19 protein-coding genes are annotated in these 20,182 nt (G+C 35.3%); 15 read left to right on the forward strand and 4 right to left on the reverse strand.

The features are described from left to right. Positions 1-86: 86 nt before the first annotated feature. The 3 genes from tig (at position 87) to yihA (ending at position 3,390) form a co-directional block, all read left to right on the forward strand. Positions 87-1,373 (forward strand): trigger factor, encoded by a 1,287-nt coding sequence (gene tig, locus FC97_RS02165; RefSeq protein WP_054643610.1) that lies wholly within the window; start codon positions 87-89, stop codon positions 1,371-1,373. 139 nt (positions 1,374-1,512) lie between these two features. Beyond that, a complete protein-coding gene (clpX, locus tag FC97_RS02170; RefSeq protein WP_054643609.1) occupies positions 1,513-2,760 on the forward strand; it encodes an ATP-dependent Clp protease ATP-binding subunit ClpX in 1,248 nt (415 codons plus the stop codon). A 48-nt stretch (positions 2,761-2,808) separates the two neighbouring features. Continuing rightward, positions 2,809-3,390, forward strand: coding sequence for a ribosome biogenesis GTP-binding protein YihA/YsxC (gene yihA, locus FC97_RS02175; protein ID WP_025085879.1), 582 nt, complete (start codon positions 2,809-2,811; stop codon positions 3,388-3,390). A gap of 58 nt (positions 3,391-3,448) precedes the next feature. Here the strand turns inward: yihA and FC97_RS02180 are convergent, their stop codons facing one another. Continuing rightward, positions 3,449-4,024 carry a histidine phosphatase family protein gene (locus FC97_RS02180; RefSeq protein ID WP_056967714.1) on the reverse strand — a complete coding sequence of 192 codons (576 nt, stop codon included), beginning with the start codon at positions 4,022-4,024 and terminating at the stop codon, positions 3,449-3,451. Positions 4,025-4,360: 336 nt separating this feature from the next. Between FC97_RS02180 and tyrS the strand changes: the two genes are divergently transcribed. From tyrS to FC97_RS02215, 7 genes are all read left to right on the forward strand, one after another. After that, positions 4,361-5,605 carry a tyrosine--tRNA ligase gene (gene tyrS / locus FC97_RS02185; RefSeq protein ID WP_054643607.1) on the forward strand — a complete coding sequence of 415 codons (1,245 nt, stop codon included), beginning with the start codon at positions 4,361-4,363 and terminating at the stop codon, positions 5,603-5,605. Positions 5,606-5,871: 266 nt separating this feature from the next. After that, on the forward strand, positions 5,872-6,771 hold the full coding sequence (locus FC97_RS02190; RefSeq protein ID WP_054643606.1) for an aspartate carbamoyltransferase catalytic subunit: 900 nt from the start codon (positions 5,872-5,874) through the stop codon (positions 6,769-6,771). Then, positions 6,772-8,055 (forward strand): dihydroorotase, encoded by a 1,284-nt coding sequence (locus FC97_RS02195; RefSeq protein ID WP_054643605.1) that lies wholly within the window; start codon positions 6,772-6,774, stop codon positions 8,053-8,055. A 2-nt stretch (positions 8,056-8,057) separates the two neighbouring features. Further along, the gene (gene pyrF / locus FC97_RS02200) at positions 8,058-8,750 is read left to right on the forward strand and encodes an orotidine-5'-phosphate decarboxylase (RefSeq protein ID WP_054643604.1); all 693 of its coding nucleotides are present in this window, start codon (positions 8,058-8,060) and stop codon (positions 8,748-8,750) included. After that, entirely contained in the window at positions 8,750-9,385 is a 636-nt protein-coding gene (gene pyrE, locus FC97_RS02205; RefSeq protein WP_054643603.1) for an orotate phosphoribosyltransferase, read from the forward strand. The genes pyrF and pyrE overlap by 1 nt, the downstream gene beginning before the upstream one ends. Then, positions 9,385-10,533, forward strand: a complete 1,149-nt coding sequence (locus FC97_RS02210) for a quinone-dependent dihydroorotate dehydrogenase (protein WP_054643602.1) — start codon at positions 9,385-9,387, stop codon at positions 10,531-10,533. The genes pyrE and FC97_RS02210 overlap by 1 nt, the downstream gene beginning before the upstream one ends. A gap of 138 nt (positions 10,534-10,671) precedes the next feature. Continuing rightward, complete coding sequence (locus FC97_RS02215) at positions 10,672-11,484, forward strand: Cof-type HAD-IIB family hydrolase (protein WP_056967716.1); 813 nt, start codon at positions 10,672-10,674, stop codon at positions 11,482-11,484. Between the two features lie 3 nt (positions 11,485-11,487). On the opposite strand, the gene FC97_RS02220 is transcribed toward FC97_RS02215, so the two are convergent. Further along, on the reverse strand, positions 11,488-11,859 hold the full coding sequence (locus FC97_RS02220) for a hypothetical protein (RefSeq protein ID WP_054643601.1): 372 nt from the start codon (positions 11,857-11,859) through the stop codon (positions 11,488-11,490). A gap of 128 nt (positions 11,860-11,987) precedes the next feature. Beyond that, positions 11,988-13,574 carry an L-lactate permease gene (locus FC97_RS02225; RefSeq protein ID WP_056967718.1) on the reverse strand — a complete coding sequence of 529 codons (1,587 nt, stop codon included), beginning with the start codon at positions 13,572-13,574 and terminating at the stop codon, positions 11,988-11,990. 255 nt (positions 13,575-13,829) lie between these two features. Here FC97_RS02225 and FC97_RS02230 point away from each other — a divergent pair, with 255 nt between their 5' ends. The 3 genes from FC97_RS02230 (at position 13,830) to FC97_RS02240 (ending at position 16,437) form a co-directional block, all read left to right on the forward strand. Continuing rightward, positions 13,830-14,180 carry a PadR family transcriptional regulator gene (locus FC97_RS02230; RefSeq protein ID WP_056967720.1) on the forward strand — a complete coding sequence of 117 codons (351 nt, stop codon included), beginning with the start codon at positions 13,830-13,832 and terminating at the stop codon, positions 14,178-14,180. Beyond that, a complete protein-coding gene (locus tag FC97_RS02235; RefSeq protein ID WP_054643600.1) occupies positions 14,173-15,555 on the forward strand; it encodes a DUF4097 family beta strand repeat-containing protein in 1,383 nt (460 codons plus the stop codon). The genes FC97_RS02230 and FC97_RS02235 overlap by 8 nt, the downstream gene beginning before the upstream one ends. 111 nt (positions 15,556-15,666) lie before the next feature. Beyond that, positions 15,667-16,437: a DUF4097 family beta strand repeat-containing protein gene (locus FC97_RS02240; RefSeq protein ID WP_054643599.1), complete on the forward strand. Its 771-nt coding sequence runs from the start codon at positions 15,667-15,669 to the stop codon at positions 16,435-16,437. A gap of 65 nt (positions 16,438-16,502) precedes the next feature. Here FC97_RS02240 and FC97_RS02245 read toward each other — a convergent pair whose 3' ends face one another. Continuing rightward, on the reverse strand, positions 16,503-17,045 hold the full coding sequence (locus tag FC97_RS02245; RefSeq protein ID WP_054643598.1) for a hypothetical protein: 543 nt from the start codon (positions 17,043-17,045) through the stop codon (positions 16,503-16,505). Positions 17,046-17,214: 169 nt separating this feature from the next. On the opposite strand from FC97_RS02245, the gene FC97_RS02250 reads away from it, so the two are divergent. Both FC97_RS02250 and FC97_RS02255 read left to right on the forward strand, forming a co-directional pair. Continuing rightward, complete coding sequence (locus FC97_RS02250; RefSeq protein WP_054643597.1) at positions 17,215-18,717, forward strand: YfcC family protein; 1,503 nt, start codon at positions 17,215-17,217, stop codon at positions 18,715-18,717. Positions 18,718-18,738: 21 nt separating this feature from the next. After that, positions 18,739-20,076, forward strand: a complete 1,338-nt coding sequence (locus FC97_RS02255) for a M20 family metallopeptidase (protein WP_054643596.1) — start codon at positions 18,739-18,741, stop codon at positions 20,074-20,076. The last annotated feature ends 106 nt before the right edge of the window (positions 20,077-20,182 follow it).

The raw sequence follows: 20,182 nt of genomic DNA on the forward strand, positions 1-20,182 counted from the left end.
AAATAACGTCAAATGTTTACAATATCACCATTTTAGGGTAATATTACAAAGTATGAGATCGTTGAAATACCGGAGGGATAATATAAATGTCTGCTAAGGCTAAATTTACAAAAAAAGAAAATAATACTGGTGAATTAAAATTTGAAATTGACCAAGATACAATTAAAAAAGGTTTAGATACTGCTTTTAATCGTGTTAAGAAGAGCTTAAATGTTCCTGGATTCAGAAAGGGAAGAGTTCCTCGCCAAATCTTCAACCGTATGTACGGTGAAGAAGCATTGTACGAAGATGCATTGAACGCTGTTCTACCAGATGCATACCAAAGTGCTGTTGATGAAACTAAAGTAGAACCTGTTGACCAACCACAAATCAGTGTTGAATCAATGGAAAAAGACAAGCCATGGGCTATTACTGCAACTATTACAGTTAAACCAGATGTTGAACTTGGTGAATACAAGGGCATCGAAGTTAAGAAACAAAAACGTAATGTTATGAAAGCTGATGTTGAAGATCGTCTAACAGACCTTCAAAAACAACAAGCTGAACTAGTTCTTAAAGACGGTAAAGCTGAAAAGGGCGACACAGTTATTATTGACTATGTTGGTTCTGTTGATGGTAAAGAATTCGATGGTGGTAGCGCACAAAACTACTCACTTGAATTAGGTTCAGGTTCATTCATTCCTGGATTTGAAGATGCATTGATTGGTCATGCTGCTGATGAAGATGTTGACGTAAATGTTACATTCCCAGAAGATTACCAAGCTAAGGAACTTGCTGGTAAGAAAGCTATCTTTAAGACAAAGATTCATGAAGTTAAGTCAAAGGAATTACCTAAGTTAGATGATGACTTTGCTAAGGATGTTGACGAAGACGTTGATACACTTGAAGAATTGAAGACAAAACTTCATGACGAAATCAAGGATCAAAAGAAAGAAACTGCTGAAGAAAACATTCAAGAAGAAGCAATTGCTGGAGCAGTTAAGAATGCCAAGATTGATGACATTCCACAAGCTATGATTGATACAGAAGTTGATAACCAATTGAACCAATACTTGGCTAACCTACGTCGTCAAGGTATTGATCCTAAGTTGTACTATCAAATGACAGGTACAAACGAAGAAAGCTTGAAGAAACAATTTGCTAAAGATGCTGAAGAACGTGTAAAGACTGACTTAGTTATCGAAGCAATCGTTGCTAAAGAAAACATCAAACCAACAGAAGACGAAATTAAGAGTGAAGTTAAGTCACTAGCAGATGAATACAAGATGGAAGAATCCGCTGTAAGAAATGCACTTAGTGATGAAATGCTTGCCCATGATATCGGCGCTAAGAAAGCCATCGAATTAATCGTTGACTCAGCTGTTGAAAAATAATGTTTCTTTGAACTAAAATAAAGGAAGCCACTGGGCTTCCTTTTTTTGTAAAAACGATGGCTTCAAACTAATTACTTTACTCGAAGTTATTACAATGCTAGACTTTCAAAGTAATTGGAACTATTGAAGGAGAATAACTATGTTTGATAGTACAGAAAATACTGGCACAATTAGCTGTTCATTCTGTGGTAAGACGCAATATCAAGTTAAAAAAATTGTTGCTGGACCAGGTGTGTACATTTGTAATGAATGTATTGATTTATGTAAGGAAATCATTGATGAAGAATTAAACGAATCTACACCAATGGATCTTGAAAATATCCCAACACCTGTAGAAATTAAAAAGATTCTTGATGAATATGTAATTGGACAAACTGATGCGAAGAGGGCATTGTCAGTTGCCGTTTATAATCATTACAAGAGAATTAATAAAATGGAACACCTTAAAGATGGTGAAACAGAGTTACAAAAGAGTAATATTGCTCTAATCGGACCTACTGGTTCTGGTAAGACTTTCTTGGCTCAAACTTTGGCTCGTATTTTGAAGGTACCATTTGCAATTGCAGATGCTACAACATTAACTGAAGCTGGTTATGTTGGTGAAGATGTTGAGAACATTCTTTTGAAGCTTTTGCAAAATGCTGACTTTGATGTAGATAAGGCCGAACACGGTATTGTTTATATTGATGAAATTGATAAGATTGCTAAGAAGAGTGAGAATGTCTCCATCACTCGTGATGTGTCTGGTGAAGGTGTTCAACAAGCACTTCTAAAGATTCTTGAAGGTACAATTGCTAGTGTGCCACCACAAGGTGGTAGAAAGCATCCTCAACAAGAATTAATTCAAATCGATACAACCAATATTCTCTTTATTGTCGGTGGTGCCTTTGATGGTATTGAACAAATTGTTAAGAACCGTTTAGGCGATAAGACAATTGGTTTTGGTGCTGAACAACAAGCAACGATTGCTGAAGAGAAGAGTCTGATGCAACAAATCATCCCTGAAGATTTGATGAAGTTTGGTATTATTCCTGAATTTATTGGTCGTATTCCAATAGTAACAGCTCTTGAGAAGCTTACAGAGAGTGACTTGGTTGATATCTTAACAAAGCCAAAGAACGCTCTTATTAAGCAATATAAGGAACTGTTAAACTTGGATGGAGTCAATCTAATCTTTACTGATGGTGCCTTGAAAGAAATTGCTAAGATGTCAATCGAAAGAAATACTGGTGCTCGTGGTTTGAGATCTATTGTTGAAGAAACAATGCTCGATACTATGTTCGATATTCCTGGACGTGATGATGTTGAAAGTGTCAAAGTAACTAAAGAAGCTGTTAGAAAAATCAAAGAACCAGAATTGATTCTTAAAAATGGAGAAGTTGCCTAGTGGGCAGCTTTTTTTGTTTATGGTAAAATTACTTCATTGAGGTGAATTATGCAGGTAAATAATGTATCAATGAATTTGAGCGCCGTAAGCTCAAAACAATATCCAAGTGAAGGTTATCCAGAAATAGCCTTGTTAGGTCGTTCTAACGTCGGAAAGTCTTCTTTGATAAATACTCTTATCAATCGTAAAAGCTTTGCGAGAACGTCTAGTACGCCAGGTAAGACGCAAACACTTAACTTTTATAATATCGAAGATCAATTATATCTTGTTGATGTTCCTGGATATGGCTTTGCTAAGGTTTCCAAAAAGCAACGTGAAGAATTCGGTGTCATGATCGAAGAATATTTGACTACTCGTGATGTTTTGAAGGGTGTAGTTATTTTAGTTGATGGTCGTCATCAACCTAGTGAAGATGATATTTCAATGTATCAATTTGTCAGTTATTATCATATTCCTACATTGATTGTGGCTACAAAGATGGACAAGGTTAAAGGAAATCAGTGGAATAAGACTATTAGCCAAGTCAAGAAAGCAATGCAAATCAATCAAACCGACGGACTACAATTATTTAGTTCTGATACTAAGTATGGTAAAGAAGAAGTCTGGGACTGGATTGAAAAACATATGTAACAAAAGAAGAGATAGTAATCAAATCATGATTACTATCTCTTTTTTTATAATAACTAACTTAATTAAAATTAATGATTTTGTTAAAAGTAAATTTATCATTTTCATATTCGAATTCTAAAATACTACAGTTGCCGAAACCACTGTTCTTTATTTTATTAATATCTGTCCATTGACCAGTAAAGTTCATAATTGAACCAGCATGACTAACGACTAAAACCGATTGATTGTCTTGATTCATAATATCGATTAGAGTCTTTCTGACACGATCTTTGTTTTGTTGAGCACTTTCTCCGCCATATTGAACGAAAAAGTCACCATATTGTTTTTGAGCATCAGTGATTTTAGGATTCAAATATTCATGTTCGCCTTCAAATTTACCAAAAGACATCTCTCGTAATCCCTTTAAACGTGTATAAGGCATGTCAGTAACCAATTCCAAAGTATCACTAGATCTTTCAGCCGTTGAGCAAAAAGCAGCATCAAATTTGATTTGATTATCTTTAAAGTATTTTCCAGCTGTTTTAGCTTGTTCAATACCCTTGCTAGTCAGTGGTGAATCACACCAGCCTTGAATTTTACATAGAACGTTAAAAAGTGTTTGCCCATGACGCATTAAATAAAGCTTTTTTTTCATGTTTTCCCCTCCATAAAAGCACTTACATTATACAATAACATTAGCTTTTCTAAAAAAGAGCTTGAAAAAAATATTACTCCTGTGTATCATCATACTTATAAATAGTTTTAGTTTTAAACTAAGTAGTAATTTACTTCGGTGTTCAGAGAATTGACATTTGGTGAGAGTCAAGCAGGGTAGATTATCAAATACGAAACTAAAATTCGTGTCCTACGTTATAGGAGTAAAGAGCAAGTAGTAATACTTGAATTTGGGTGGTACCGCGCATAAGCGTCCCTGCATAACTGCAGGGGCGCTTTTTTTCTATAACGGGGATAAATTATTGGAGGAAGATCTATGAATATTATTGATGAATTATCATGGCGTGGCTTGATCAATCAACAATCTGATGAAGAAGGCTTACGTAACTTAATCGATGAAAAGGATATTTCATTGTACTGTGGGATGGATCCAACTGGAGATTCAATGCATATTGGTCATTTGTTGCCATTTATGACTTTGGAAAGATTTGCTAGAGCAGGACATCATCCATATGTTGTTATTGGTGGTGCTACTGGTTCTATCGGTGATCCAAGTGGTAAAAAAGCTGAACGTCCTATGCAAACAATGGACCAGGTTAATCACAATGTTGAAGCCTTGAGTAATCAAGTTAACAATATCTTCAGTGATTTTACAATGGTTAACAACTATGACTGGACAGAACCAATTGGTATCCTTGATTTTCTACGTGATTACGGTAAATTATTTAACGTTAATACAATGCTTAACAAGGAAATTATTTCTAGTCGTCTAGAAGTAGGTATTTCCTTTACTGAATTCACATACCAAATCTTGCAATCACTTGATTTCTTGACACTATACCGCAAGCATAATGTTCAATTACAAGTTGGTGGTGGTGATCAATGGGGTAATTTGACTGCTGGACTTGATTTGATTCATAAGGCTGAAGGACAAGATGCCAAAGTTTATGCTTTGACAATTCCTTTGTTACTAAAGGCTGATGGAACTAAATTTGGTAAAACTGCTGGTGGTGCTGTTTGGCTTGATCCTAAAAAGACTTCACCATATGAATTCTATCAATTCTGGTTTAATCAAGATGATAAAGACGTTGTTAACCTCTTAAAGAAGTTTACTTTCTTGTCTAAAGAGGAAATTGACGAGTTGGCCGAATCTATCAAGACAGCTCCTGAAAAACGTTTAGCTCAAAGAACATTGGCTCAAGAAGTAACTAAATTTGTTCACGGCGAAGAGGCTTTGAAGACAGCTGAAAAAATTACTGATGTTTTATTCTCAGGTGAAATTCAGGCATTAACAACTGCAGAAGTTGCTGAAGCCTTCCATGGTGTTCCTAGTGAAGAAATTGCTGCAGATCCAATTAATTTAGTTGACTTATTAATTGCCGCTAACGTTGATAAATCAAAGCGTCAAGCACGTGAAGATATTCAAAATGGTGCCATCAGAATCAACGGTGAGAAGTTGACTGATACAACTCTTGAAATTGATCCTAAGACATCATTTGACGGCAAATATATTGTTATTCGTCGTGGTAAGAAGAAGTACTTCTTGGCAAAAGTTAAATAAAACCATTGACTGAAAATGTAAAATCGTTTATATTATTTGCAACGAAAACTTTTAATCGAGTCCTGTGAGGCTTGGAAGGTATTGACTACATTTGGCAGAAAAAGTGTAAACTTCCTTTCCTTGTGGGATAGGGAGTTTTTTGTTTACTTAAAAAACTAGGGAACTTTTAATCAGATCCAATGAGGTCTAAAAGGTTTAAGGGATAATACTAAACTTTTTAGGGGTAGCTGGACTGACAGCTACCCCTTTTAATTTGGAGGAAAACAATGAAAAATATACTTTCTATGTCACAATTATCCAACCAAGAGGTTCAAGATTATCTTAATGCAGCCTTGGAATTTAAGAACGGTCGGCAATCTACGATAGGGCAAGGTAAATTTGCCGTTAATATGTTTTTTGAAAATAGTACAAGAACTAAATCAAGCTTCCAAGTTGCAGAAATGAAATTAGGGATGCAACAAATTGTCTTTGATGCTGAAAAATCCTCAACCAAGAAAGGCGAAAGCCTCTACGATACTTGTCGGACATTAGAAAGTGTTGGAGCTGATCTAGCAGTTATCCGCCACAGTCAAGATGAATATTATAACGAACTTTTAAATCGTAATTTTGGTATTCCTATTATCAATGCAGGCGATGGTGCCGGTCAGCATCCTTCACAATCCTTACTCGATTTAATGACGATTTTTGAACACTTTGGACATTTAGATGGTTTGAAAGTAGGTATTATCGGTGATCTCAGCCATTCACGAGTAGCACATTCTGATGCTGAGATTTTGACACAGTTGGGTTCAGAGGTTTACTTTGGTGGACTTGATTCTTGGTATACGTTCGAATTTCAAGCTATGGGACCTCATAAGACTGTAGATGACTTATGTAAAGAAATGGACGTGGTCATGCTATTAAGAGTTCAGCATGAAAGATTGTCAGCGGAAGAGAATCAAGGTTTTTCAAAAGCCGATTACTTTGAAAAATATGGTTTGGACATGCGTCGAGTTAATCTGATGAAATCAGATGCTATGTTAATGCATCCGGCTCCAGTCAACCGCGGAGTTGAAATTGCAGATGACGTTGTGGAATGTGATAAATCGTATATTTTTAAACAGATGATCAATGGTACATTTGTTAGAATGGCAATGATTGAATCAGTTTTGAAAGGTGCTAACTAAATGAAAAAATTAATAAAGAATGCACAGTTGTATTATCAAGGACAATTAACTCCAGCAGATCTTTTAGTAGAAAATGGAAAATTTACGCAAATTGCTGAAGAGATATCGACTGATGGTGTTCAAGTAATTGATGCAAAACAACGATTAGTCGCTCCAGGATTAATTGATGTACACGTTCATTTTCGTGAACCGGGTCAAGTTCACAAAGAGACTATCAAGACAGGTACTTTAGCGTCAGCACATGGTGGTTTTACAACAGTTGGAGCTATGCCCAATGTTATTCCGGTACCGGATGATACGGAAAAATTTCAAAAACAGTTGGAGTTGAATCAAAAAAATTCTTTAATTAATACCTTACAATACGCTCCAGTAACTAAAGATGAAACTAGTGATGAATTAGTTGATATCGAAGCCTTGGACGAATTAGGAGCTTTTGCTTTCTCCAATGATGGTCATGGAATTATGAATGCCCAATCAATGTATTCCGCAATGGAAAGAATTGAAGCTATCGGCAGCCATTTGGCAGCACATGTTGAAGATAAAGATCTTTTCAACCATGGTGTGATTAATTTTGGCTCAGCATCACAACGATTAGGTTTACCTGGAATCAAACAAGTAGCGGAAACTTCACAATTAGCTCGTGATCTAGTTTTAGCTAAAGAAACAGGCGTACATTATCATGTTTGTCATATTTCAACTAAAGATGGTGTTGACTTGGTAAGAATGGCTAAGGATGCTGGCATCAATGTTACTTGTGAAGTGACACCGCATCATTTATTACTCAGTGACAAAGATATCGTAACGGATGACGCCAATTTTAAGATGAACCCGCCATTGCGTTCAAAAAAAGATCAAATGGCATTATTGGACGGTTTGGCAGATGGTACGATCGATATGATAGCAACTGATCATGCTCCCCATGCTAAAGAAGAGAAAAATCAAGGTTTTCAAAAGAGTGCCTTTGGTATTACCGGAATCGAAACATCTTTCCCACTAATGTATACCCGTTTAGTCAGAACAGGATTGATCAGTTTGGAAAAATTAGTTGAACTGATGGCGGTAAAGCCAGCTCAGTTGTTTGGATTAAAAGGTGTAGGGACAATTGGATTAAATCAGAAAGCTGATTTTACTATTATTGACTTGAATCAAGACTATACGATTAATGAAACAAACTTTTTATCTAAGGGAACTAACAGTCCTTTCATAGGACAATCAGTATTTGGACAAATTCAGGCCACTTATGTGAACGGTAAAGCAGTTTATACAAACAACCACGAGGAGTAAAAATGGATAAACCAGTTATAGTAGCATTAGATTTTGCAGATGATTTTGAATGTATTAATTTTTTGAATCAATTTCCTAAGAGTCAATCGTTATTTTTAAAAATCGGCTTGGAAATGTTTTGCCAATATGGCTATCCTTTTGTCAAACGCTTGCGAGAACGAGGATATAATATTTTTCTTGATTTGAAATTGCACGACATCCCTAATACTGTAAAAAGGACTTGTCAGATGATTGCTAAGTGGGATGTTCAGATGTTAACGATTCATGCTAGTGGTGGGGCAGAGATGATTGCAGCTGCTAAAGAAGGTTTATCAGGTTCTGATACTAAATTATTAGCTGTTACTCAATTAACATCGTTAGGACAAGTAGAGCTATCGAATGAACTACAGGTTTCATTGCCATCGCAAGATTATGTTACAAGGTTGGCTAAGCTAGCTTTTAATAATGGAGCTGATGGGGTTATCTCATCTGCTTTAGAAGTACCAATGATTAAAGAGGCTACCAGTGAAAAGTTTCTCTGTGTTACCCCAGGAATCCGTCCAAAAGCAGCTCAAGTCGGTGATCAAAAACGAGTAGCGACACCTAGCCAAGCTAAAAAGTTAGGTAGCGACGCCATTGTGGTAGGACGACCAATTACGCAAGCTAAAGATGAATATAATTCTTATATGAATATTGAAAAGGAGTGGAGTAAGTAATGGATAAAAAAATAGCAATCGATATTGCCAGTCAATTATTGAAAATTAAGGCGGTAACTTTGAGTCCTAAAGAGCCCTTCACTTGGGCTAGCGGCATTAAATCACCAATTTATACAGATAATCGTTTGACTATTGCTTATCCAAAGTTCCGTCAAACAATTGCTGAAGACCTTGCACTTTTAATTAAGGAGAAATATCCTGAAGCAGAGGTTATTGGTGGTGTCGCTACAGCTGGAATCCCCCACGCCACAGGAGTTTCTAATATTCTCGATTTACCATTAAATTATGTTCGTCCAAAGAAAAAGGATCACGGTAAAAAGGGTCAAATTGAAGGTCGGTGTCAGGCTGGTGACAAAGTTGTATTAATCGATGACTTGATTTCAACTGGTGGTAGTATTTTAAAAGCCGTTGATGCTGTTCGTGAAACAGGTGCTGAAGTTATCGGAACAGTTGCTATTTTCTCTTATGATTTACCAGAAAGTACAACTAACTTTGCAGCAGCTAGAACAAAGTTGTTTACTCTAACTGATTTTCCTACATTGATTCAAGTAGCCAAAGAACAAGACTATATTGAGGAAAATGATACTGAACTTTTAGAGCAGTGGTATAAGGTCCCCGAAGGATGGTGTAAATAATGGATTTATATAAAGCAGTTCGCCCACTAATTTTTAAAGTAGATCCAGAGGTTGACCATCATTTGGTAGCCAATGGGTTAAAGATGTTTAACCGCTATCCGCAAGCCTTACAAGCAATGTTTCAAGTAAAAAAACGAGCTGATTTAAAAGTTACTGTTAAAGGTGTAAATTTCGATTCACCAATTGGAATTGCCGCTGGTTTTGATAAAAAAGCTGAATTTTATAATAGTTTAGGTGCTCTAGGTGCTGGTTTTGTGGAAATTGGTAGTGTAACCAGAGAAAATCAACCAGGTAATCCTAAGAAACGAATTTTTCGTTTAACAGAGGATCAAGCAATCATCAATCGTATGGGCTTAAATAATTTAGGAATTGAGGAAACCAGAAGACATTTAGCCAATACACCTAAGCATGTCACAGTGGGTATCAGTGTAGCTCCTGGACATGGTTTAAGCAGTGAAGAGATGGTTGATGAAATGGTGGATGATATCAAAGAAATTCATTCATTTGCCGATTATATTGCCTTGAATCAAAGTTGTCCTAATCAAAAAGGCGTGACAACGTTACAGGAGATTCCAGTAGCCAAAAGATTATTACAAAAGATTCATAATTTACATATCAAGGAACCAGTTTTTTGTAAATTTGGAAATGATATTACTACTGAACAGTTGATTGAGTTGATCAATGAAACAAAAGGATTGATGGATGGAATTATTTTAACCAATACAGCCTCCAACCCAAGCAAAATTTATAATAATTTAAAGTCAACTAATCGTAATGAAGGTGGTGGCTTGAGCGGTAAGCCGATCTTCCTGAAATCGTTGAGTTTGACTAAAGCAATCCATCAAGCTTTCCCAGAGTTACCAATTATGTTTTCCGGTGGGGTCTTTACACCTGAAGATGCGCAAATAGCTCTTGAAGCAGGTGCTAGTTTGGTACAAGTTTACACAGGATTCATCTACAACGGACCAACCCTCTTGGAAAAAATTAATCGTCAGCTATCTATTAATGATGTGGTACGCAATTTGGATTACACTCCTGTTGCAAAAGCGCCAAGCCATAGTTCACAAGATATTGAAGTTACCGATATTAATGAAGATAAAAAAGTTGAATTGGATGCCAATTCGGGTGCATCTTTTCATGAAGAATAAACAAAGAGACTGTCAGATAAGGATTTCTTATCTAAACAGTCTTTTTTTGGTGAAAATTTTTTATCGTTCTAAATTTATAGCTCTAAATATATTTAAAAGTTAAAATTATTTTTATTTATGTTTGATGAGGGAGATTTCATGAGATACAAGTTAATTACAATTGATATGGACGATACGCTTTTGACGACGGCAAAAGAGATTTCAGAGAAAAATAAAAACATGATTCAAAGAGCTATGGCAAACGGAACAAAGATTGTTCTGTGTTCTGGTCGTCCACATAAGGCCATGTATGATTATGCACACAGTCTCGGGATTGATGGCGATGATAATTATATGATTACTAACGGTGGAGCAATTATTGAAAATATGAGTGGTGAAATTGTCTATCAAAAAACACTTAGTAATGATTTTTACTGTGAATTTGTCAAATTTGTTAAGGAACATGTTTTACCATACTGTGTTTTGGATATTCAAGGTAATACTTACACAAGTGGTTTTGAATTTATTGATGAGTATACAATTGCCATGGCTTATGAGAATAGTCGTGGATTGTGTATCAAGGAACCAGAAGATTTACCGGCTGATTTTGAAATTACCAAGGCAGTCATCAATGGCAGTGAACAGCGTTTAGATGAGATCACTGATTTTATCAATCAGCAATTTAGTAATTATTTTGTCGTGAGAACTGGAGTTGGTTATCTGGAAATCTTTCCTAATAATGTCAACAAAGGTGAGGCAGTGAAATATTTAGCTCAACAGTTAGAGATTGAATTGAAAGATATTTTAGCGATTGGGGATCGTGACAATGATATTTCCATGCTTGAGGTAGCCGGAACAGGAGTAGCCATGGGAAATGCTCAAGTAGGTGTAAAAGCTGTTAGTGATTATGTAACAACTGATAATAACCATGATGGCGTGGGGGATGCGATTGAAAAATTTGTTATTGAATAAATGCTAGATTTTAATTTTATTCAAATCATCAATTAATTTAGTAATTTGTGATTGTTGTTCATCCTCTAGTTGATCAGAAGTACCGATAACATTGAGAATGGCATCCCCTAGTTGAATAATTGTGACGGTAGTGTCGTTTGTTGCTAGAACTAAGTAAATTGAAATGAACTTTGTCAGTTCTTCAAATTGAATTGATTCCTGAATATTTGTTTGTTGTAAAAGTTTATTGGCAGTCCTAACGATAATCTGTTTTGCTTGCTGATTTTTTTCCTTATTAGCTTTGCGTTTTTGATAGTAAGGTAAAAAGAGTGCGACTGAGACAGCTAATATTTCGGCAAAACTTTCAACCCATTCAGCTAAAGAACCTATTTCCATAAGATCACTTCCGTAAAATTATTTGTGATAAGAATAGCATTGAATTGATCGATAAAGGTATAAGAAAGCACTAAAAAAAGTTCTGAACTAAAAGGATTATTCCTCTTAATTCAGAACTTTTTGATTGTCTACATAAATAGAGTAAAGATGAAACCGACGATACCAACTAGAAGACCATATAATAAGGCAGGTAAAACAGTTTTACGTAAAATGTTACCTTCTTGACCACTGAGTCCAACAACGGAACTAACGGAAACAATGTTGTGAACACAGATCATATTTCCGGCCGCAGCACCGATTAGTTGAGCTGCTAAAACTAGTTCTTTGCTGACATTAGCATTAGAGGCAATATCGGCTTGAATTTGTCCAAAAGTCAAGGTTGAAACAGTTGTACTACCAGTAACAAATGAACCTAGTTGACCAAGAAATGGAGCAATGATGATCCAGATGCCGGAAAGATACTTAGAAATAACTTCAGCAATATACATGGGCATACTAGGTAACTTAGCCAAATTAATTTCAGAGTTAGTAAAGATTTGGACCATGATTAAGGTTACGACTAGAGCTAAAGCAGTTGATTTCATTGACAGGGCCACTTTTTTTGCAATAGGAAAGAAATTTTTTAAAGATTTAACCTGAATTAATAAGCCAAAGATAACGGCGATTGTTAGCAGTGTTCCTGGAGAATACAGGAATTCCCAATCGGAATTAACTTGTGAGAATCCTAAAATGTTTTTCCACGATAAATTGACGTTAGTTACTAAAAATTCTTTCAATGGCGCGATTGTTCGTGTAGCTAAAAGCATTAAGATAACGATGACGTATGGTGACCAAGCAGTTAACAAAGACATTTTCTTTTCAGAAGCAATCGTCTTGGTTGAAGTGGTCCAAGGATTGGTAAAGCTTTTTTTAGGCAATAAGAACTTTAATCTGATGGTCAAAATAGCAATGATAATAGTTGCGAACGGTGCCAGAATAGAAACAAATTCATAACTGAGTACGAATGAAACTAAGAGAGCAAAGATGCTATAGACTAATCCAATAAATAAAGACCAAGGAACTAATTTTAAAAAGTCCCTTTTTTGATTACCATCATTTTTACCAAAGACAAAAACCAAGATGAAGATCAACATCAAGGGCATGAAAGTGCCGGCAAAGAAATCTAATTGTGTGATTCGTTGACCAATAGAATTGAGGAAGGCACTTTTCTCACTGACGTTACTTAAACCAACCGTTAAAGGCGTTCCAACAGCACCAAAAGAAGCAGGCGTGGAATCGGCAATTAAAGCTAATGTGACAGCTGCCATGGGTGAGAAGCCTAAAGCAATCATCAATGGAGCAGTAACCATAGCTGGAGTTCCAAATCCTGAAACACCTTCGATCAGTCCTCCAAATAAGAAAGCAACTAAGATCAATTGAATTCTCATATCGGCGGATAAGGTGTGAAAGCCAGCATTGATTCGATCAATTGCTCCAGTGTGCTGCAAAATATTGAGCATCATTAAAGCGCCAAAAAGAATCCAAAGAATCGGTAAGGCTTTATGAATTGATTGAAAAATAGAAGCCAATAAGGCCTTTGCAGGCATTTTCCAAAGGAAATAGCCTTCTAGCAAAACAATGAAGGCACTGATCGACATACCTTTAGTTGCAGGCATATTGATAATTCCCAAAAGTATTAACGGCAAAATAACGGCTGATAAAGCAACAACAATCATGAAATTTCCCCTTATAAATGTATTTTAATCATTATATAATTTTTTACTTATCCATTGTAGTAGAAAAGCAGAAAAATATTTTTCTATAAATGAACTTCGAATAAACCTTACTAACTTAATAGTAAGACAGATCAAAGTAAAAAGATAATTTTAGTTAGACTTTTTGTAAATAAAATACTATTTTGAATAAATTACTTTGACACACATAGTAATTGGTGATACATTATTGCCATAGAAAAAAGGTGAGACGAAATAATGAAACCACTAATTTCCAAAGATATTATTCGTGGACATACTGCTACGATCGTTTTAAATATTCTTAATCAAGGCGACAGTTATGGTTATGAAATTGCCAAACGGGTTAAAGAATTGAGTCACGATGATTATGAATTAAATGAAGCTACCCTATATACCGTTTTTAGAAGGTTAGAAAAGAATGGTGACATTGTTGGCTATTGGGGTGACGAAACTCAAGGTGGACGTCGTAAGTATTATCAGATAACTACTCAAGGGAAACAAACTCTAACGGATAATATTGAAGCCTGGAATTTTGCTAAGAAAGTAATCGATGAATTGATTTTAGGAAGGATAAATAATCATGAATGAAGAAATAAAAGCATTAGTTGATCAAAGATTAAATAAAATTTTTAATGATTATCCTGAAACTGCTGAATTAAGTGATTTAAAAGAAGAACTGTCATCTGATTTGATGTCATCTGCGGAAGATAAATTAACCGATGATATGACTCCGGCAATTGCTGTTGAAAAAGCCTTTAAAGAATTTGGCGATATTGATGAAGTAATCAATCAAGTTTTGAATGATAATCATCAGAATGAACATCATAAACATACTACGGGACATACATTTAACATTGATAATTCGGGTATTAGTATTGATAACGGTAAGTTACTTAACATCAATGATGATGGGATTACAGTCAATAATGGCAAAACTATCAAAATTAACGATGACGGAATTAAATTTGGTAATTTAGTGATCAATGATAATGGTATTAATTTTAAAGGTAATACGAAATCATTTAAAAAAGGTAAAGATAAATTCGACAGTTACTTTGATAAAGAATTTGCAGACTTTGATGTTGACGATGATTTCGATGATGATAACTTTAATACTGAGGTTCATGTTGAAACTTTGCCCTTAACTGATGAATATGAATTTGATTATACTGGTTTAAATAAAATCAGAATTAACTATAAAAATGCCGATTTAAAGATTTTGCCTACTGCTGACGATAAGATCAAAATTAGTGAATACATGTCACGAACAAATCCCAATTACCAAGTAAAGACAGATTTAACTGATGGTGTTTTGAGTATTAAGCAAGGTGAGATCCCACATTTTTTGCCATTAAAAATCAGAGTTAAAATCTTGATTCCTAAAGCCTATGTCAAAACACTCCAAGTGATTAATGACAGTGGTAATTTACAAGTTCAGAGTATGAGAGCTTTGGAAAAGGCAGTTGTTGAGTGTCACAGTGGAGCAGTTTATCTGAACAATTTTGAAAGCCAAACTTTATTACTTGATGTAAATTCAGGTAAATTAACATTGGACCATGTTTTAGCTAAAGAACAGTTGGCTATTAATGATCGTAGTGGTCTCGTTAATATGGATACCGTGGCAACATCTAAATTTGATATTTCTTCCAGAAGTGGTTCGATTAAGGGAACTGATTTCAGTGGTGCCGGGAATATCATGGTGAAATCTGGTACCATTCATATGAATTTTGACAAGGTCACTGGTGACATAAATGTTGAGAACAATAGTGGCACGGTCAAGTTAAAGATGCCCGAAGATGACTCTTACAAGTTCGATTTGGAAGCTCAAAGTGGAATTGTTCATATGAAGCAAGCAGCTAATTTGTTACACGATATTATGAACTTAAAGGAAGGAACGGTTGGTAATGATCCACAATATCAGCTAACAGTTCATGCAAAATCAGGTATTATCAAGGTTTCATAACGGATTTGACGTTTTGGATAGTTGAGGACGTCTTTGTTACAAATTAATCAATATTAATTTATACTCATAGAGAATTTTTGAGGATAATACCTAGGTTAGGAAGTATTGATTATGATTGAAAAGATAGTAAATCAACACTTTATTCCGATGTTTGATGTTGATAAATTGAGTATTGGTTGTAAAAACGCTAATGTGAAGATAATGTCGACTGATGGCGAAAAATTTGTTGTACGTGAATTAATGTCACGTCGTAATTTAAAATATATGTTTAAAGTGGATGTTACTGGTGACAGTTTATCCATTAATCAGGAAAAATACTCTCGAATCCCAACACTAAGATTTGAACTACAAGTGTTTATCCCCAAGGACTTTTCCGGTGATGTGATCATATCGAATCACAATGGTTCAATTTTATTGCATGATATGACTTGCCAACAGCTATTTATTACTGATAATGCGGGTAAAATAATATTGGATGATTTAAAGATTGAAAAGGAATGCTTTATTCAATCACGTAATGGTGATATAAAAATGGACAATGTCATAAATCGTCGATTTTATTTGAACTCTTATAGTGGCATGATTAAAGCTGTTTCTTTAAGCGGGGCTGGCAGCGTATCAAGTTCAACAGGATATGTTCAATTAGATTTTGAAGTGATCTCTGGGAATGTCATTGTTAATGATACTAAAGGAACAGTTAAAGTTTCGATGCCTGAAAGAGACTCTTATGATTTTAAATTGCAGTCCAAAGTAGCTGAAATTAAAGCGCCAAAAACTGGTTTGCGTCATGATCGTTTGGATTATAAAGAAGGTACAGTAGGGGATGACCCTCGGTATCAATTGAACGTTCAAACTAAATCTGGCCGAATTAAAGTTAAGTAAGCCTGCATCCGCATAATAATAAAGTCCAGTGCTGTAACCAAAATTGGTTGCTGCACTGGACTTTTTTAATTAATTTTTTCATTGATGATTTTTAGAACATTGCTAATGCGATAGAGGGTATTTTTAGGATCATGTCGTTGATTCCAAGATAAATCTAACAGAATCTTTCCTTTGTTAAGATCTAAAGCAAGATAAAATGGCTTTCTCAGCCATGGGAAAAAAGACTGTTTGGCTGGTTTAATAGTGAGAATATTTTGTAAATCATATTTTTTGTCACTTTCAACGATGTAACATTTTTTGACTTGAGAAAAGCTGATAAATTGATAATCGATACGATCAGGTAAAAAGATCATCTTTAAACGGTCATGATAAGAAATTAATTTGTAATAGGATACTCCATGTTTTTCTAATTGCCAATGTCCAAAAAGTTTGGATAGATTACTAGGATAGTAAATAAAAACTAATAAGAAAAAGATAATCAGAAATAAACCAAGAGCAACCGAGAAGTTAATAAATGATCCCAATCCTCCGACAATTAAACTAAGCAATAGACTAACTATTAAAGGACGACGATTAACTTTTTTTCCAAATTCAGCTTTTTCAATCATTTGCGTTATCCTTTCTTAGAATCTAAGAACATTGTAACGGTTTGTAAACGCTATCACAAGCGGAGTGATAGGAATTTTATTTAAAACTATTTTTTTGGAAAGCATTGTAATAAGCAAATTTATCGTATATTCTACATGTATATCACATAGATAGAGGAGGATAATGTTTATGGGGAAAAAAGCCAAAAAATGGCAAATGCCTTCCGCGTATACGATATTGTTTTTCCTAATAATTCTAGTAGCAATTTTGACTTGGATTATTCCTGCTGGGGAGTATGCTACTACCAAAGCCGGTAATATTGTTGCAGGAACTTATAAGGCTCGTGCTAGTAGCCCGCAAGGTATTTGGGATGTTTTCTTAGCACCAATTAATGGTATGGTCGGAACTTCGGAAACTGAAGGTTCCATTTCAGTATCGCTGTTCATCCTAGTTATTGGTGGTTTCTTAGGAGTAGTCAACAAGACGAGAGCACTAGATGATGGAATTAGTGCCACCGTGAAGAAGTACAGTGGCAAGGAAAAAGCTTTGATTCCAATTTTGATGGTTTTATTTGCTATCGGTGGATCAGCTTATGGAATGGGTGAAGAGACAATTGCTTTTTATCCAATTTTGATTCCAGTTATGATTGGGGTTGGCTATGATTCAATCACAGCTATTTCAATTGCTTTAATCGGAACACAGGTTGGATGTTTAGCTTCGACTGTCAATCCTTTTGCCACAGGGGTTGCATCGCAAACTTTGGGTATTTCACCAGGCGATGGATTGATTCAACGACTGATTTTATTAGTTATTGTGACAGTTATTAGTATTGTTTATGTAATGCGTTATGCCGATAAAATCAAAAAAGATCCATCACAATCATATGTTTTTGATCGTCGTCAAAAAGATTTAGAAGAATTTTCGATGCCTGAACGTAGTATTGATGATAAATTATCAACACGTCAAAAGGCAGTTCTTTGGTTATTTGGTTTAACATTTTTGATTATGATTGTCAGCTTAATTCCATGGTCAAGTCTGAATGAACATTGGACTTTCTTTGATAGTTTTACTAAGTGGTTAACTAATATTCCTTTCTTAGGTGCTTTGATTGGTAAGGATCTAGCACCATTAGGAACTTGGTATTTCACTGAAATTACGACATTATTCTTTATGATGTCAGTCGTAGTAATGTTTGTTTTCCGCATGAAAGAATCAGAATTCATCGATGCCTTCTTAGGTGGAATGAACGACTTCTTGAGTGTTGCTATTATTGTGGCTGTGGCTCGTGGTATTCAAGTTGTTATGAATAATGGTTATATCACAGCTACAGTGCTACATGCTGGTGAAACTGGATTACAAAGTTTGTCAGCAGGTGTCTTTATTGTTTTAACTTATATATTCTACATACCTATGTCATTCTTGATCCCTTCAACGTCAGGTTTAGCTGCCGCTACAATGGGAATTATGGGTCCTTTAGGTAAGTTCTCTGGTGTTGATGGTTCATTGGTTATTACCGCTTATCAAGCTGCTTCAGGTTGGGTCAATTTGATTACACCAACTTCTGGAGTTGTTATGGGAGCCTTAGCTATTGGACACGTTGATATTATTAAGTGGTTTAAGTACATGTGGAAACTGATGGCAATTTTATTTGTTGTCGTAGCAGTATTCCTAGTTGTTTGCGCAATAATTTAGTAATTGAGGGGGAAATTAGTAATGGAAAAATTTATTACAGATGAAATTCAATCAGAGGCAATTGCTGACTTAGCTAAAATTGTTAGTGTGCCTTCATACAATGAACCAGCACAACCCAAGGCACCTTTTGGAAAGGGTCCTAAAAAAGCTTTGGATGAAGTGTTGGCTATCGTTGAAAAATTAGGCTTCAAGACTTATGAAGATCCAGAAGGCTATTATGGCTATGCAGATATCGGTGAAGGTGATCAAACCTTTGGTATTGTCGGTCATATGGATGAAGTTCCCGCTGGAAATTTAGAAGCTTGGAATGTTGAACCTTATAAGTTAACTGAAAAAGATGATAAATTATACGGTCGTGGAACTCAAGATGACAAGGGACCTACAATGGCTGCAATTTATGCTATTAAGGCAATTCTTGATAAAGGTTACAAGTTCAATAAGAAAATCCGAGTAATTTTTGGAACCGATGAAGAAATTCTCTGGAGATGTTTGGCTGAGTATAACAAAAAAGAAGATCCAATCGACTTAGGGATTGCTCCTGATGCTGAATTCCCATTGATTTATGCTGAAAAAGGTTTGCAACAATCGTACTTGGTTGGACCAGGATCAACTGAATTGAATTTGGATTTGGAAAATGCTTTTAATGCTGTTCCCGGAAAAGCAATTTATAGTGGCCCTAAACAAGCTGAAGTTTTGAAGGCTTTGCAAGAACATAACTTTGAATCCGAAGAGCATGACGGTTCAATTGAAGTTCACGGTAAATCAGTTCATGCTATGAATGCTCCCGAAGGAACTAATGCGGTAGTTAGATTAGGAATTGCTTTGGCTGATGTCTTTCCAGACGTTGCCGTATTGAAATTCTTAAAGGCCTTTGGTGAAGACGCAAATGGAACAAATCTTTTAGGAGATGTTTCTGACGATGTTTCAGGTAAGCTAACGTTTAATATTTCTAGCTTGAAGATCACACCTGAAGAATCAAGAATGCAAATTGATTTGAGAATTCCTGTAAAAATTGAGCATGATGAATTAATTCAAAAGATTTCTGATGCAGTTGCTAAATTTGATATGAAGTATGAAAACTTTGATTATGTTGCACCATTGTATGTTCCAACTGACAGTGAATTAGTTAAGACATTGATGTCAACTTATCAGGATCTAACTGGCGATACTAAATCACAGCCAGCAATTTCCGGTGGTGCCACATTTGCAAGAACAATGCATAATTGTGTAGCTTTTGGTGGAATGTTGCCAACAACTCCTGATTTTATGCATCAAGCTAATGAAAATTGGAGTAAGGCTGATATGAAGAAAGCCATGGAAATCTTTGCAGAAGCAATTTATCGTTTGTGTGTTAAATAGGAATCTGTTGCAAATAATTTAAAAAATGGACATTTACCGGAGACACACATATTGAAGTGCCCTAAAATTGTTAGACATAATCTAACAATTTTAGGAGCACTTTTTT

The sequence above is a fragment of the Companilactobacillus kimchii DSM 13961 = JCM 10707 genome (genome assembly GCF_001435445.1).
GTDB lineage: Bacteria > Bacillota > Bacilli > Lactobacillales > Lactobacillaceae > Companilactobacillus > Companilactobacillus kimchii.